Source organism: Paenibacillus sp. FSL R5-0517 (genome assembly GCF_037974355.1).
GTDB lineage: Bacteria > Bacillota > Bacilli > Paenibacillales > Paenibacillaceae > Paenibacillus.
In genome coordinates this window covers 2,638,224-2,655,188 of sequence record NZ_CP150235.1, presented here as the reverse complement: position 1 = coordinate 2,655,188, position 16,965 = coordinate 2,638,224, and the positions used below count along the sequence as shown (strand labels likewise).

The 16,965-nt window shown below is 47.2% G+C and carries 13 protein-coding genes; all 13 read right to left on the bottom strand.

Annotated features, from left to right (window positions below):
• Positions 1-7: 7 nt before the first annotated feature.
• The gene (locus MKX40_RS12095) at positions 8-1,021 is read right to left on the bottom strand and encodes a carbohydrate ABC transporter permease (protein WP_339241815.1); all 1,014 of its coding nucleotides are present in this window, start codon (positions 1,019-1,021) and stop codon (positions 8-10) included.
• Between the two features lie 32 nt (positions 1,022-1,053).
• Positions 1,054-1,953, bottom strand: coding sequence for a sugar ABC transporter permease (locus MKX40_RS12090; protein ID WP_339241813.1), 900 nt, complete (start codon positions 1,951-1,953; stop codon positions 1,054-1,056).
• The gene (locus tag MKX40_RS12085; RefSeq protein WP_339241812.1) at positions 1,950-4,604 is read right to left on the bottom strand and encodes a DUF5696 domain-containing protein; all 2,655 of its coding nucleotides are present in this window, start codon (positions 4,602-4,604) and stop codon (positions 1,950-1,952) included. The genes MKX40_RS12090 and MKX40_RS12085 overlap by 4 nt, the downstream gene beginning before the upstream one ends.
• Positions 4,605-4,625: 21 nt before the next feature.
• A complete protein-coding gene (locus MKX40_RS12080) occupies positions 4,626-5,249 on the bottom strand; it encodes a Yip1 family protein (protein ID WP_339241810.1) in 624 nt (207 codons plus the stop codon).
• A complete protein-coding gene (locus MKX40_RS12075) occupies positions 5,236-6,675 on the bottom strand; it encodes a gluconolactonase (RefSeq protein WP_339241808.1) in 1,440 nt (479 codons plus the stop codon). The genes MKX40_RS12080 and MKX40_RS12075 overlap by 14 nt, the downstream gene beginning before the upstream one ends.
• A gap of 17 nt (positions 6,676-6,692) precedes the next feature.
• Entirely contained in the window at positions 6,693-7,556 is an 864-nt protein-coding gene (locus tag MKX40_RS12070; protein WP_339241806.1) for a carbohydrate ABC transporter permease, read from the bottom strand.
• A 3-nt stretch (positions 7,557-7,559) separates the two neighbouring features.
• The gene (locus MKX40_RS12065) at positions 7,560-8,465 is read right to left on the bottom strand and encodes a sugar ABC transporter permease (RefSeq protein ID WP_110896201.1); all 906 of its coding nucleotides are present in this window, start codon (positions 8,463-8,465) and stop codon (positions 7,560-7,562) included.
• A 72-nt stretch (positions 8,466-8,537) separates the two neighbouring features.
• Positions 8,538-11,450 carry an extracellular solute-binding protein gene (locus MKX40_RS12060; RefSeq protein WP_339241804.1) on the bottom strand — a complete coding sequence of 971 codons (2,913 nt, stop codon included), beginning with the start codon at positions 11,448-11,450 and terminating at the stop codon, positions 8,538-8,540.
• A gap of 122 nt (positions 11,451-11,572) precedes the next feature.
• Positions 11,573-12,979 carry an extracellular solute-binding protein gene (locus tag MKX40_RS12055; RefSeq protein ID WP_339241802.1) on the bottom strand — a complete coding sequence of 469 codons (1,407 nt, stop codon included), beginning with the start codon at positions 12,977-12,979 and terminating at the stop codon, positions 11,573-11,575.
• Positions 12,980-13,021: 42 nt separating this feature from the next.
• Positions 13,022-14,416 (bottom strand): extracellular solute-binding protein, encoded by a 1,395-nt coding sequence (locus tag MKX40_RS12050; RefSeq protein ID WP_339241800.1) that lies wholly within the window; start codon positions 14,414-14,416, stop codon positions 13,022-13,024.
• A gap of 379 nt (positions 14,417-14,795) precedes the next feature.
• The gene (locus MKX40_RS12045) at positions 14,796-15,377 is read right to left on the bottom strand and encodes an HAD-IA family hydrolase (RefSeq protein WP_339241798.1); all 582 of its coding nucleotides are present in this window, start codon (positions 15,375-15,377) and stop codon (positions 14,796-14,798) included.
• Between the two features lie 48 nt (positions 15,378-15,425).
• Positions 15,426-16,364, bottom strand: coding sequence for an acetamidase/formamidase family protein (locus MKX40_RS12040; RefSeq protein WP_339241796.1), 939 nt, complete (start codon positions 16,362-16,364; stop codon positions 15,426-15,428).
• 83 nt (positions 16,365-16,447) lie between these two features.
• The gene (locus tag MKX40_RS12035) at positions 16,448-16,927 is read right to left on the bottom strand and encodes a DinB family protein (RefSeq protein ID WP_339241795.1); all 480 of its coding nucleotides are present in this window, start codon (positions 16,925-16,927) and stop codon (positions 16,448-16,450) included.
• Between the last annotated feature and the right edge of the window lie 38 nt (positions 16,928-16,965).

Genomic DNA, 16,965 nt, shown 5'->3' with positions numbered 1-16,965 from the left:
TTCCCCGTTATCCTACAAGACCAGAACGTTCCACACTCTCTACGAAATGACGCTGAACGAACAGATAAATAATAATTAGCGGTAGAATCGCCATCAGCACACTCGTGTTCATCATCATCGACATGAAAAACGGATCTTGCGTATATGAGGCAGCAGCCTGACCGCCACCCGTCAAATAAGTTGCAATGGTGAACCCGGACGATGACATCATCGACGACATCACCTTAGGTTCGTTCAGATACATATTTGTGAAAAATGAATCGTTCCACTGCCATACAAACGAAAACAGCATGACGGTAACCATGGATGGGATCGCATTTGGCAGGATAATTCGGCCAAACGTTCTAAAGTATCCTGCTCCATCCACATAAGCTGCCTCTTCGATCTCCCGTGGAATGCCTCTGAAAAATTGGCGGAAAATGTACACATACAGTCCGGTCTTGACACCCATACCCAGGGCAGCCGAGATTAGGAACGGCCAGTACGTATTGATCAGATTGGCAGGACTGCCTCGAAACAGCTCAATCAGCCCCATCACATCAAAGTTTTTGAAATTCAGATACAGCGGGATCATAATCGTCTGTGTCGGTACCAGAATGGTAAAAATCACAGCAGCAAACAACAACCCGCTGCCTTTAAATCTGATTCGTGCAAACCCGTAGCCAGCCAGGACACAGGTTATTGTCTGCAGCAGCATCACCGCTGACGATAACCACAAGGTATTCATCAGCACGCTAGGGTAATTCATAGCTGTAAAGACTAGCTTGAAGTTCTCTAGCGTAAAGGTTCGCGGAATCCAGATCACCATTGGGTCGTACAAATCGGACATGCTTTTGAATGATATGGATATCTTCAATAAAATGGGATAGAGAATGACAAATGATATGCCAAAGATCAGAACAAACCGGACCAGAATCCATGCCCACTTTTTGATCGCTTCAAACCAGTACGCCGCGGAGCCCAAGCGCTGTAGCCATTCCTTTTTCACAGACGGCTGCCCTGTTGCGGTTTCTGTCTTCATGTCAGACCTCCTTTTCCTTTTTTCCAGCATTGCTAATTCTGATAAAAGACCTTGCGGGATACAATTGCGGTGGTTACCCACAGAATCAGTGCAATGACGGCAAAATAGATCCAGGACATCGCCGCACTGAGTCCAAAATTAAAGCTCTTGAAGGCCGTATCCACCACAAGTCGGCTCGTCTGATCACGGATAAAGCTGTCCACAATGGTATAGACCAGATTCGTGAGAATCAGAGGGCTTAGCATGGGAAATGTAATTTTCCAGAAGGCTTCATATCCCGTTGATCCTTCGATCTTGGCGGCTTCATACAATGAAGGTGAGATCGACTGCAAGCCAGCAAGGAAGATCAGAATCTGGACACCAGACTGGCTGACGATTTCGTATATCCGGCTTACTGCACCTGTCAAATATTCAACAAGAATCGGACTCATACCGGACTCCAGCAGCATAATGGTGAGATCCAGATTTTTCATGACGGATAGACCACCGCCAGTCATATCGTTTGCATTACGTACGACAGACTGCATCAGATCGCCGTTTTCGATGCTTGCAATAATGCCCGAAGCCAGAATCACGGGCAGAAAAAAGATTGCTCTTGCCAGCACCCTGCCATGGAACTTCTGATTCAGAATAACGGCAAAGAACAGGCTGAAAATGATGATTAACGGTGTATTTACCACGATATCCAGCACCGATTCCGTCAACATGCGTACATAGGATTCATGTGAGAATAATGCCTCGCGGAAATTGCCCAGACCAATATACTCCAGACTGAAACCTTCATTAGACACCTGCAGATTGCTCAGACTGTAACGGAACGACGAGATCAGCGGCACCATGAACAGAAACAGGAAACCGAGGAACCAAGGCAGGATGAAGTACAAACCGTAATATCTGTTTTTTTGCTCCAATGATAATTTTTTGATTTTCATTCCGGTGTGTCACCTCCTACCTGGTAACTCTTCGCTGCCACACTTACACCGTTCACCTTCACAGCAGCATCGTTGTAATTCACAATGACCGTTTTTCCTTTTTCAAAAGTGGTCTGATAGACACCATTCCTCAGCTTTTCATGTTTAACAATGGATTGATTCTGCACGTCATGCAGCACCTCGTTCAGCTCGGCATACCGCTTAGCCGACTCCTGAATCCAGCGTCGATAATCGGCCGAATATAACTCGTCGAAGCCCGTCAGCTTGATCGTGGACGGATCAGCGTGGAACCACGTATAATACGGCGCTGAGCCGGTTTCAATCGCTCGCAGCATCTGCTTGAGAGAATCCTGATCCTCTGCCATATTCCATGCTTGGCCTGTGTATTGAATGTAGCCGTGATAGATCAGCTGGAAAAAGGGAACCGTCTCGTCCGTGATATTAAAGCCACTGCTACTCATCGGTGCATCCACAATATGTCTGGCATAGGGACTTGCGTACACATTGCCTCCTTCCAGGAGAAGGGATACATCTGAGGAACCCTTCACCTGCTCAAGCTGCTGCACAACAACCTGCTTGGCTTGCTCACGGTTGATCACGTTGGCCCGGTTGTAATCGGAATTAAGCTGATCGCCCAAATCGCGAAGAGAAATGGCATTGAGCCCGAGCGGTGCATAGTCCTGCATAAATCCGTTTACAATGCCCGGTACTGCCTCGGGAGTAATAACATAGCCCGGAGGAGACTCTTCATCCCGCATAAACGTGGACATGCGATACGGAAAAACTTGCGCAAGTTTGCCCGTAATTTGACGTGATGCGTACGATTTCTTGAAAGCGTCAGTCTCCGGGAACACCTCCAGAAACGATACATCCGGGTATAAACCAAAGCCATTTTCTTGCATGTACGCCTGAAGGCTTTGCAAACCCTTTGCACCTCCAAGTTTCTTGTCAACCTGGATAGACTTGGGCAGATCGTGATGCACCCCTCCGTTGAACCATCCGGTGTATTGCAGCTGAATATCCTGCACACCTAGATCTTGCATCTCTTTTACAATCTCCTGTGCCTCTTCAAATGTGGTCAGCGGCTCGTAGGCATTGTACGGGATCCCGAGAAAAAACTTTTTCTTGGGAATGCCACCGATCAGTTCCACGTAGAAAGGCAGTGTGGTATCATCCGCCAGACGTGTGAGTTTCTTTTGCCCGATGAGATAATCCCGATACTTGGAAGCCATTCCCGAATAACTCGCATCGTCGGAATCCAGGAAATCATAAACGACAGCTATTTCGTTGTGAAAAGGCTGCGCCTGAAACCGTTTGACTGTGCTGGAACGCCAGCCATTCGTAAGGGTAACTTCCTCCATACTGCTCAGCGCAAAGCTTGGATGCACGGTGTTGTACTGATTCAATCTGCCGCTAATATCCGCCTCCACGGATGCAACAGCATCCCCTTTATCAATGACAGCGAGATATCCTTTGTCTCCGTAACTCATACCAAATACGGGCATTCTCGCCTTTTGCTCCTTCTGAATCTGTGTGAGCTGGTTGATGGCATGATCGCTTCCATACAGCGCTGTACTGTAAGGTGATGCATACGTCTTTTTGTTATTAAAATAAATCAAGGAACCCGACCCGTCAGGCACCAGGCTGTAGCCTTCTTCCTTAGGCCCGCTGGCTCCGAAAAAAGGCAGCAAGGACAAGGATTGAATTTTCATCGCTTCCGGATATTCAATGCCATTCTCAGGTATGGATACCCTCAAGTGTGCATCTTCGAGCCGATAGTGAACGGGAACAACTACATTGGCACTCCCGCTCTCTTCCTGCCCGTAAGCGGCTTTGTCGATCGCAATCTGAGCCTCATCGTAGCCGATGGATTCAAAAATCCGGGTGACCTTTGACAACCCAACGCCCTTCAGAGAGGAGTCCCGTCTCTCAAAACGTTTGTTCTGCTCATCATGACGAAAGCGCTTCTCAATCTCCTTCTGGTCCTTCTCCTCCAGCTTAGCGAGAATCAATGTGTTAAAGCGCTCCTCGCTAATATATTTGGGGATCGCTTCGAGATCACTTTTGACTTCGCCAAGCGTATATACGATGTTGAGTCCTTGCTCTACTTTTTCAATCTCAAACTGACCACTCTGTACACTATGTGTAAAATTATCGTATTTCAGCGCATTGCCCGTATTATCGTAATACGTCAGCTCAAACTGCACATTCAACTGAGACTTGTTATACCCCGTCGCAATGGCGTCCTGCTCGCGATCCTGCGGATTGGAAAACCATATTGCCCCGTTCTGCTTATCCTTGACTGCAATTTCAGTCGTCTCCGGGTGCAAATACAGAATCATCTGCTCGTTCTCAGCAACCATTTCCATGCCCTCAGGGACCGTCATCTCGTTAGGGTTGGACTTGTTCGCAGCCTTTGCATCTGGAGCATTTGGCGTAGCTGCCACGTCTGATGCGCTGCTCTTTGCCTGATCTGTACTTTCAGGTGTATCAGTTCCAGCACGTTGAGAATCTGCCGTTTGTTGCTGCTCTGAAGTGGTTTGTTGCTCCGAAGTCGCTGGTCTTTCGCCCTCCGCGTAATTCACACTTTGTGTGATTAACAGACTGCTTATGAGCATGACCGCTACGATAGCGGTACGTCTTCTTTTCATCTCCGGCATCTCCTTCCTCTTCTATTCGCGCAGCGTGATCTCTTGATAGAGGGTGTAGCCAAAACTGATGATCTGCTGGATCAAGCTAAAGAAAAGCAGGCCCAGAAATATAACGACGCCCATCACGACGAGTGTGAGCAGCATCGTACTAATGGTTTTGAACACAGAGTATTGATGTACCGTCTTCGTTCCGATAAACAGCAGCCACACAAACCAGAGCATACCGAACGAATCCAGCAAATAATAAAAGGAGGATTCACGCAGCGTAATGACATTACTCAGCAAAATATTCGGAATGTTGACCAGAATAAGCGGAAGCATCGCATATCCGGTCGCAATCAGAATATCTTTGAACTTGCCCTCCCCATCCATCAGCGTGGTCAGCGACCAATTGGCAATACACCAGAGCAAAAAAGGAAGCACGATATACTTGAACTCATTGATACTGTTCAGCGAAAGCGGATAATTGTCATTCACGACATACCCCGCGTACTGACGTTTTACAATCATTGTTACGGTGACTGCAAACAGTACCAGGAGTGCCACACGCAGCCTGCCTTTATTTTCATATTTCAAATCCCAGTATCCGTCAAAAGGGCGTACCGCGACATGCAGAGAATACCTGAGTTCCTTAATTAGCGACATCTCCGATCCTCCTCTCATTTTTTGCTCTAGTGATGCGGCGCCATGCGATTACTCCGATCAGCAATCCGATGGCTATTGTCATATACATGCCGAAATATTCTCGCATATATTCCCTGCGATACTTCGCGAGTGCCTTGGAGTAATACTCCCGATCATTACCGAGCTTCAGATACGTCATCGCTTCCTTGTATTTTCCTTCCCGCAGCATCGACTTGCCGATCCCGACATAGGCCATTTCATAGTTGGCATCCAGACGTAATACTTCCTCCCAGAGCTTAGCGGCTTCTGTATGTTTCCCCGAACTGTATAGACGGTTCGCCTCGTTCACCAGGCTTCCGAAGGTGGTAGCCTTGAACTCGGTGATCCGGCCCAGGTCACGATCCAGCACATAGATGGCATCACCGTGGCTTTCAACCGCCACCGGATTTTTGAACGTGCCTACCTGATTGCCCAGCTGACCAATGACATACAGCAAATTGCCGTCTTCGTTATACGTGAACACACGCCCACGCGTGGAGTCCAGTGCACGGTAGACCCCATTGCTCGACACTTTGATATCAATGAAAGAGGAACGATTCATGCTCAAGTCCCCAACCGGCGCAAATTCTCCGTTAACCCGGAGCACATCGATTCCGGATGGATTCAGCCTTTTGACCGCAGACGTTGTATTTTTATCCGCTGTTGTTGTGTAGATAAAACCGCCATCATCCACATCGGCGTTGTTGAATTCCAGCGGAATAAAACGAATCATTTTCTCCCGTTGCTCCTTGGTGGATACCGTTTTCCAGAATAGATCGACCGGATCAAACTGCACACGGTTTGTACCCATGAATCCGGTAAAACGCCCGTCACTATCAAACTCAATCAAGCCTTCGTAGACACCCCGGCCAACCACATAGATTCGCCCGGCTTTGTCCACAATGACTTTTCGCGGGAAATATTCAAACGTCTCGCTGAGCACATCCGATTCCGGTGCACCGATGGCACGCACAAATGTACCGTCCTGATTCAGCTCCACAATTCGTTTGTTTTCGGTATCCGCTACGTAGATTTGGCCCGCCTCCGTAACAAAAAGCCCTTCTGGATTCAGGAAGCTATCCTGTTTGCCTCCATGCTCGAACTGCTGAATGACTCGTACCGTCTCCCATTTATCGTTTAACACAACGATTCGCGCATTTCCTGAATCCAGCACGTAGAGCAGGCCATCCTTCGCAGCATATATATCCAGGGGAGACTGCCACGTCCCAGTTCCGGCCTCCTCACCTGTAATGACTCTGGAAGGGAGAAAAGCAATCGGTGACTTTACTGCATTCCCCCAGTAGTTATAGGTATATCCCTCATACGGTGCCGCATGAGCCTGGTTAGTTCCGATTCCGGCAATCAGCAGGGAAGCTGCCAGAACGATCAGCCATGATTTCACTCTCATCTCTAACACCCTCTCCCTTAATCCTTCATGCCGGATGATGCCATCGTTTGAATGACATTGCTCTGTGACAATACAAATGTAACAATCGGCACCGTCATCATGATGACAGCTACAGCAGCCCCTACTCCTGCTCGGGCAATTCCGCCTTGCACAATCTGTCCCATGGCGTAATGCATCGTTTTAAGCTGTTCACTGTAGATAAAGCTTCCACCGTCCGTACCCCACAACATCTGCATCATCAGAATGAGCAGTGTAAGCCAGGCCGGTTTGACGAGCGGCATAACCACCTGGAAGAAAATCCGATACTCGCTTGCGCCATCCATTTTTGCCGCCTCCAGCAACGCATCCGGAATCTGCTCCATAAACTGTTTCATCAGATACAAGCCAAGCGGATAAGCAAAGGCCGGAATAATGATCGCTTGGTAAGAGTCGAGCCATCCGAGAGTTGACATAATCATATAGTTCGGGATCGCTGTTACATGTGGCGAGAACATCAGCGACAGCACAATAACGGTGAACAAAACTTTATGACCGCGAAACTTGTGTTTCGCCAGCGGATATGCCGCTGCCGAAGCCAGGATTATATGGCCAAACGTACCCGCTGCTGTAATAAATACGGTGTTGAAAATGTATCTCGAAAAGGGAACCCATGAATTTTTCATGACCTGAAACAGATCGGAGAAGTTTTCAAACGTCGGGTTCCGTACAAACAAGGTTGGCGGGAAAATGAACAGTTCATCCAGCGGTTTAAAGGCATTATTGATGACATAGATGAGCGGAACCGCCATAAATGCGCCAAATCCGCCAAGCAACAGGAACAGCAGAATATCGACCTGCCAGGATCGATTGATTTTTCGTTTCATAAGCAGGGCTATCTTCATCGGCTATTCCCCCACTCTCTTCAAAAGCTTTTGAACAAGCAGGTTGGAGCCCAGCATCAGACCAAACAGCACCGTTGCAATGGCCGATGCATAACCCATTTCAAAACGAATCGTTCCGTAATCCATTAAGTGCGTAACAATCGTATGTGCCCCATACTGCACACTCGGGAAACCGGCGAGTGCAGTGGCCACTTCGGCAACCGCTAGAGATGCAGTAATCTGAATAACGGCGCCAAACATCAGCTGAGGGCGCATCGAAGGAAGCGTAATATACCACAGCTCCTGCCAGCGATTCTGCACCCCATCGATGGCTCCCGCTTCATATAACGTACGATCCACCGTTTGCAGACCGGCAATAAATGCAAGGAAGCTCGTTCCCAGACTAAGCCATAGCTGCACAAGCATGATAATGGCAAGCATATATTTCGGATCCTGAAGCCACAGGATCGGCTCATACAGAATGCCCGTTTTCATTAGAAAACCGTTCATAATGCCGTAGGAGTCCCCGGAGAAAATAATCTGCCAAATAAAAAACACATTGCCCGAAATCGAAGGCGCAAAAAATATTAGTGTCATAAACGCTCTTACCTTCGGATTCAGCTCATTGATGAGCCACGCAAATACAAAGCAGGCTATGTAGCTGATCGGGCCAGTAACCACTGAGAAAATAATCGTATTTTTGAGACCTATCAAGAACACATCATCATTCCAGAGCAGCTTGGAATAGTTCTCCCAGCCGACCCATTGTGGAAACTCCAGCATGTTGAAGTTGGTAAAACTGAAAAAGATCGAAATGATGACTGGAAACACGGTGAATAGCAGAAATAACAGCATATATGGCGATAAAAGAATATAAAGATGTTTATCCCGCTTCATATCTCTGACAAAGAGTTCCCATCTTCCCGGCATGCCGGCAGGCGTGCGCTTGGGCTGAGAACCGGGTTTGGTCACGATGTTTACCTTCTGCAAAAGAGTCCCTCCCTAGCGCATTCCGTCCAATTTAAACTCTTTTCGTTTTTGCTGAATTTCGTAATTAATTTCCTGAACGTAATCATATAAAGCATCGGTTGAGTTCGTACCGTTATTGACGACCTCACGTAATGCGTTATCCAGATGGCGACCTGTAAAGTAACCTCCGGGAACCTCAGGTACCCCTTGTACCCACCCCCACTGTTCTTCCAGACTGCGATAATCACGGATCGGCCAAGGCAGCTCCTGTAAAGCTTCGATGTTCGCCGTTGGATAGCGCGCAGCAGCACCCATCAGACCTTCCATTTCCCGTCCAAAGCGAACCTGGGCATCCTTGCTTACCCACCACTTCATGAATTCCCATGCCGCATCTTTATGTTTCGACTGCTTGAGCATCACCGTCGCCGTACCACCGCTTGCCACATCACGTTTGATGCTTCCATCGGGCTGCTTGAGGCCTGGAACCGGGATGAATTCCCACAGACCTTTAATCTCTGGCGCAGATACAGACAAGTAGTTATAGAAGGTATAGTCCATGATGCCCACAGGCATTTCCCCCGTTCTGAAGCGCATGGGAAAATCAAAGGTCAGTGGCAGCTTGTAACTGGTATAGAAATCCGTCCACTCCTTGAACGCCTCCAGTCCAGTCTCCGTATCCATACCACTTCTGGCACCCTTGTCTAAGTAGAAGGAGCCGCCCATCTGATACAGCAGCATGGCATACGCCCGATTAACTTCCAATACGGGTACGCCAGTTGTCTGAGCCAACGGCAGCGCCATCTCCATGTTGTGCTTCTGCAGCACCGGGATCATGGCATACACGTCATCCCACGTCTGCGGCGGCTCCAGATCAAGCTGCTCCAGAATATCTTTACGATAAAATAACATGTTAAAAATCTGCTGTTCCGGAAGCGCGAATACCTGGTCTTCAAACTGATATGGAACCATTGCACTGTCCCTGAACTGCTTGATTAACTCGTTATAGCCTGGATATGTGGACAAATCCTCCGCCGCGTGTCGCATCCCGAAGTTCACCGGCACATCATTGCCAACCTGCATGGCTACATCCGGACCTTCTCCTGCAAGCGAGGCACGAAGCAACACGTCTGCATTAACCAGTTTGAGATTAACGCTAATGCCTGTCAGCGGTGTAAACGTATCATCAATCATCGCTTTCAGTACCTGTGCCTGGTCGCGGCCCGTTCCAATCCAGACGGTCACCGACTTGTCTTCATCGGCGGTGCTGCCAATGGTGTCATAATCTTCGAAAAAGGAATGAAGGAAGGATGACACCTCATGTCCTGTTTTACTGAACACAGACCCATTCGCTTTGGGCAGTTTCTCACCAGGTGAGGCAAGCAGTAGATAGTCAATCTCAAGCGGCTGCTCACGCACTTCAAGAAGCCAGGAGCCGACGCTGCCGACATTGATTTTGAATTGACCAAGCCGCTTCTGAACGGTTTCGGGTTTATCGGCCAGATCAGCAAGCTGATAGGCGGTTTTATTTAAAATGGCTGTTTTGTCGCTTTTCTCCCCTGTCAAACGAATTAACTCTTCAGAGACTGCAGTTAAAATATCACTCTGTTCCCGAAACACATCCACCATATCCGGAATCTGTTTGTCTAATTGATAATCACGATACGGGTCCGGTACATTGCCCGTGATCATCAGAATTTTTCGATACATCGCATTGATCTCGAGCACACTGGCTTCAACCTGACGAATTAGCGGTGCGATGGCCCCGAGACTGACCTCAAGCTGCAGTTCGTGTTGTCCCTTCGTTAAATAAAACAAATAAGGCTCTTCTTCATTGCCCAACACATTCATCTGCCAATCGGCGTCATAGAAAAAAGGAATTTGCATCATTTCCTGGAAAGGAACCTTGTCATCAATCTGCAATGAGCGAGTTGAATATATGCCTCTCAGCAGTTCTTGTCGGCCCTTGATCGCTATCTTGTATAAACCGTCTTCTGGTACATCCATCTCCCATGCAATCCATTGTCCTGGCACCCGCCAGTTGTTTCCACCAATCGTGTTCATTCTGATCTTGGAAACATCATACGGCTCTGTCGATGTACTGGAGCGATCTGTGATGGGATATAGTGTCGGCGATGACTTATATGAAGCCTTCTCCCCTTGAACCTTGATTAAATGCCCGGTTGTTTCCTTGTATCCTTTAGTCTCATACTCCTGCTTGAGTTCTGCATAGGATGGCGGAGCTTCGTAATGATGCAGTTTGATGGTATCAATCACCACCGGCTCACGTGTAGAGACCAACTTGATGGAATGATTCCCCTCTGAAAAATAAAACTGATAAGGCTCTTCATAATAGCCTTCTTTATCTCTCAGGATCGACTCCTGCCACATTGGCTCTTCAACCTGGCGCGGACGTAGGTCATTGCCTCTGTTGTCCTGTTCGATTTCCGGTTTTTCGTTGACCCATACCCGGTGAAAGCTCATGTTACGAGCACTGCTGAACGGCAGCTTTCCATCAATCCACAATTCCCGTTCGATAGCAGAGCTTTTCCCTTGAATTGGGTAATAGCGTAATGACATATGATACATTCCTGATTCAGGAACATTCACTTTCCACTCCACCGATCCACTTTCCTCTGTCCTTATGAACTCGCCTACCTCGCCGCCAAGCTCCGTGATCATCTGCGGGTTCATGCCTTCGGCAGCTGAGTAATCAGCCCCATGGATGACAATGTCCCTCGCAGGCCGCTTCTCGTTCTGAAATTGCTTCAGATACGTATCATAGCTATCCTCAGCAGCAGATTCAGATATCGGCATGACACGACTCGGATCTGATGATCGACTTCCGGTCTTGGCATTGCCACTCGCACCGGAACTGGATATCGCATACACCACGACGAGCATTAGTGTGACGACAACGATCGTCACTCGGGATAATGTGAACTTCACCCAATGCCCCCCTTTAGATGACTTTCGTGAAAGCAATGAGGTGCGGCCCGTATATTGTGCTTCGACTAACCCCACTCGAAAACAATCATCAGGCCGCCCTATTGCTGTTTAACTACCAAGCGTTATTTTTTCTTTTCCTGCTCTCCACTTAACACTTTTTTCACCGCAGCCTCAGCTTTGGAGATCACTTGAGCAACACCCGTGGAAGGCGTAATCTCACCTTTAACAAACTTCTCAGTCACGCTATCCAGTTGATCCTTGATACCCAGACCACCGAAGCGTCCGCCAAACAAACGCTGCACTTTGCCATCATCGTTCATGGCATTGGCAATGGACGTTTCATCCGGCAAAATATTTTCTAGGGAGAGTCTGCGATTATCCTGCCAGTTATCGAAGTCCTGCAGATCTTCCCAAATCTTTACGATGACATCTGCATCCTTCACCCCTTTTGGAATGACATAAGCTGCGGTCTGACCAAAAGGTTCATGGTAAGACTGGGCTTGTGGACCTTTTGGCATATACACATAACCCCACTCATCCTTGAGCTTATCGAGAATGCGGCCTTCAATCTCCCACAGCCCGCCTGGATACATCGCAATCGTGCCCTCCCCAAAATATTTGGCGGGATCTTCCCAGTCGTTTCCTCCATTCGCTTTAACTACTTTATGCTCCGTGTACAAGCTGTGCAGAAAGTTAAGCGCTTCCATAGCTTCCGGTGAATTAAACGTGACTTTACCCGTCTGCTCATCATATAACTTGCCGCCATTACTCGCGATCAGCATCTCAGACAGCACATAATGCGCGCCAGCGAGGCCGTATTGATCCATTTTGCCATCACCATTGTTGTCTACGGTCAGCTTTTTTGCCGCGTCCAGCATCGAATTCCAGTTCCAGTTATCCTCATCCATCAATTGCTGAGGGTCCTTCAATCCAGCTTCCTTAAAAATCCGTTTGTTATAGAACATGCCGCTATCATTTGGCGAATACCAGCTCTCCAGGCCATAGATTTTGTCACCCCCAAAGCGCATCGAATCAATAACATCCTGCTCTACCCGTGTATCCTTGAGATATTCGTCCAGCGGTGTCAGAAACCCGCCATGCATGAGTCCCCAGATGAATCCATCCGGAATTCGGACAATCTCCGCAAAAGGCTCGTTAGCGAGCACGGAGGAAGACAGCTTTTCAGAAGTGGACCAGTATTCTGTGTTCAGATATTTGATCTTCACGTTATACTTTTCTTCCACCATTTTGATCCGTTCCCGCGCAAGCTCATCGGATTCCGAATCACCTTTTGGTGTCGCATCCCACCAGTGAGAGATTCGAATGACACGTCCATTAAGGTCCGGGGCTGGCTCAGCCTCCTCCACTTGTTCTTCCTTCGCTGGTGTTGTGCTCGTCTCGACTTCAGCTGGCTGAGCAACCGGCTCGGCTGGCTTCTCACTTGTACCCGTGCATGCAGACAAAAGAGTAATGAATGCGGCAAACAAAACAAACAACATGATTTTGCTGATCATCATTTTTTTCAACATGGGCTGCCTCCCTCAAGTAAATGATCCTGCTTTGCTTACGCCTTACTTGCTCTTCTCTCCCTTTAACACCTTCTGGATGCCAGCCTGTGCAGGTCCAATAATCTGTGCAACGCCTGTGGATGGTGTAACCTCACCTTTCACAAACTTTTCAGTTACACTGCCAAGAGCATCCTTCACACCCAATCCCCCGGCACGTGCGCCATAAACCCGTTCAACCTCTCCGTTGTCATTCATGGCATTCGCAATAGAAGCTTCATCTGGCAAAATGTTCTCCAGCCATAGACGATGATTCTCCTGCCAGTTATCGAAGTCCTGAAGCTCCTCCCAAATTTTCACAATGACGTCTGCATCCTTAACACCTTTGGGGATTACAAAGCTCTCTGTGCTATTTACCGTATCGAGATAAGTAGATGCTTTGGGCCCTTTAGGCATGTATACATACCCCCAGTCATCCTTTAACTTGTCAAGAATGCGCCCTTCCACTTCCCATAAACCGCCAGGATACATCGCAATGTTGCCCTCTGAGAAATATTTGGACGGGTCCTCCCAGTCATTGCCTGCGTTAGCCTTCACGACTTTGTGATCGTTATACAGGCTGTACAGAAAGTTAAGCGCTTCCAAAGATTCGGGTGAGTCAAACGCTGCCTTCTGCGTTGCCTCATCGTACATCTTGCCGCCATTGCTTCCGATGAGCATTTCATGCAGCACATAATACGCACCTGACAGACCATACTGATCCATCTTGCCATCCCCGTTTTTGTCTACGGTCAGCTTCTTGGCCGCTTCCAGCATCGTATCCCAGTTCCAGTTATCCTCTTCCATTAGCTGTTGCGGGTCCTTCAATCCAGCTTCTTTAAACAGACGTTTGTTATAAAACATGCCGCTGTCATTCGGGGTATACCACCCTGTCAAACCAAATACGTTATCACTGCCAAACCGCATGGAATCAATGACATCCGGCTGGATTTTCGTATCCTTCAAATAGTCATCCAGCGGTGTCAGAAATCCGCCTTGCATCAACCCCCAGATATTACCGTCAGGCACACGCACAATTTCAGCAAAAGGCTCATTCGCCATCACGGATGAAGATATTTTCTCCGACGTTGCTCCATAGTCTGTATTTAGATAAGAGATTTTGACGTTGTATTTCTTCTCTACATTTTGGATTCGTTCACGGGCACGTTCATCTGCCTCCGAGTCTCCTTTGGGGGCCGCATCCCACCAATTGGATATTCGAACAGCTCTGCCCTTCAGATCGACGGCCGGCTCCTGCTTCTCTTCAGCAGGCTCAGCTGCGACTTGCTTGTTTTCTTCTGCTGGCGACTTGTTAACAACCTCAGCTGGTGTACCCGCTCCACCGCTACAGCCAGCGATTACGGTTACCACCAAGGTAAGCATCACCAAAAAGGTAAACCGCTTCTGTCTCATAAACTTCATCTTACACACACTCCCCCTTAAAGTTAGATAAAGATGAATCGGGAACTTGAAAACCTGCAAGCACGCTTCAAATAGAAAGCGCTTACTAAGTTGTCTGAGTGATAATGAAACGGCTTTCATGAAACCCATTTCATTATAGTATTGGGAAAAGCCTACGGTCAATACTATTTATGTTATTATTTAGTTTAATTTGATTATTAAGGTTAATATAATTACAATTTAAGGATATTAAAACATTTAAAGGAGGTTAATATTAAAACCCTATGCTATAAAATTGAATTTTATTGCATAGGGCTCCAGATGGGATATTAAATTCTATTTTTTCGAAGGCTAAGCTTCTTAATTCCTATGCAGAAGTGGAAATTGCATCCTGTTCCTCCTAGATTAGCAATGACTCAACTTCATTAACCCAATCTCCTTCTTCGTCAGCCAGTAGAGTCTTCCAACCAAGTAGCTTAGCCGAATGTAAATTTTTCTCTTGATCATCTACAAATAGAACCTCTTCTCCAGCTGCCAGGAAGGTTTGGACCCGTTGGTATATCTCAATCTCAGGTTTGCATAAACCCACTTGATTAGAGATGGTTACACTTTTGGTGAATGAGCTTAAACGGCTAAGATTCGGCTCAATCCACTCCTTACAATGATTGCTGAGCAGATGGATATCGGCAAACTCACTCCATCGCTCAAGGTATCGAGCCGCTGGTAAAGGAACAATTGAGCTATACAAGATCTCCTTCGCTCGGCTTATTGATAATTCGGGATACGCCTCCTTCAACGATTGCCAGAACTCTTCTTCTCGCATTATTCCTGTCCAGAGCTGTCGCTTTATTCCTGTAAAATGTACTTTCAGGGATTCTGCCGATAGGTTGGTTTCCTGAATCATATCTTTCCAGCACGTCAATGACATATTACTTAACAAAACACCTGCGATATCTAGAACGATCTGTGGTCTGCCTCTCATTTTATCGACTCCCAAGTTCATCTAATACGACGTATAACAGACTTCAAGTTATTGAAAAGCATCATGGGGAAGGACAGCATGCACACCCTTCACGCCATTCACAATTTGCGTGATACGCAGGTCGATTACCGCGCTTCCAAGTGCAATCGCTTCCACTCGTTCTAATCCGTACAACTCACCCATCAGATTTAACATGCCGTCTAATGCTTGAACGGTAGCCTCATTCAGATCTTCATGAAAACCGAAGGTAATCCAGCCGGATGGCGTATGTGCACGAGGATTGGTCAGAGCTAGATTATCAATTACGTTGATGGTGATATCCACAAGTTCCATTGGACATTCAATCGCCTGACAGCTGACTTCACCATCTCCCTGGCGTGCATGACCATCACCAATCGCGAGATAACCTCCGTCTACGGGGATAGGTAAGTATAATTTGCTTCCCTGCACCAGTTCCTTGCAGTCGATGTTCCCTCCACAATAACGAGGCGGCCAAGTCGTATGAATTCCTTTTGACTCTGGTGGCATGCCCACGACTCCCATGAACGGTGAGAGAGATACCGTGAAGGGTTTCCCATTTATTTCACAGGTTCCACTCATCGTGTGGAGATCAAGTGTCCAATTTAGCGACAGTTCTTCAACCTCTGTTAGATGTAATTTCTGGTTCTGCCAGTTCGGATATCCGCCGGCGGAAGTAAACCCGTATTGACCGGGTACAATCTCATTGAAAACAATCTCCAACGTCTGTCCTTTCTTGGCATCATCGATATAGATCGGACCGATTAAGGCATGCCCTCCATCTTTTTCACCTTGTCGATCAAAAGGTTTCATGCGTTCCGCATAACTCACACCCGTTCCCCAGCCCGCATCCAGTGTCTGAAACCGAATGGAATCCCCAGATTTCACGCTCAACATGGGAGTTACCTCATCGGTAAATGAACCGATTAGATTTCCCTGAGTTAATTCAATCTTATAAATGGTCATCATGTCCCTCCCTGGTTTGGGATACATATTATATTCAAAGCACGCCACATGCTGTATTCCATGCCGCCCACCGCTTGCTAAATCCTTTACGCTTCAAGGCTGGCAACATACTTTTTCAACGGTTCCATATGATGCTGGTCATGCCATATAAAATCTTTAAGATATTGGGGAATATAAAATACGTTACCCTCTGCATCCAAATACGTCTGATGAAGCTGTTCCTCCGATAACCCTCGAATGTCATTCATAATTTTATAGCGGTACGTGATAGCCTTATTTACGATTTCAGATGTCTCTGTGCGTTTCCCGTACTCAATAGCTTTGCGATTAAACTCATCAAAATCCAGATGTTTCAACATAACAGGCTGCCTCAGAGCAATCTTCTCAATCGCTTCCTTGTAAAAATATCGATCCCATAACATGATATGACTTACGATTGATTTTATCGTCCACTTCCCTTCTTCCAAGCTGGAATTCCAGATCTTTTCTTCAAGATTAGTCAACGTTCTGACAAAGAGCGTCCATTCTTCAAAAGTTTGAAGCAAAAGTTCAATCTCTTTGGTCATGATTACATTTCCCCCTTCTTTCTCTTTGAAATGATTCA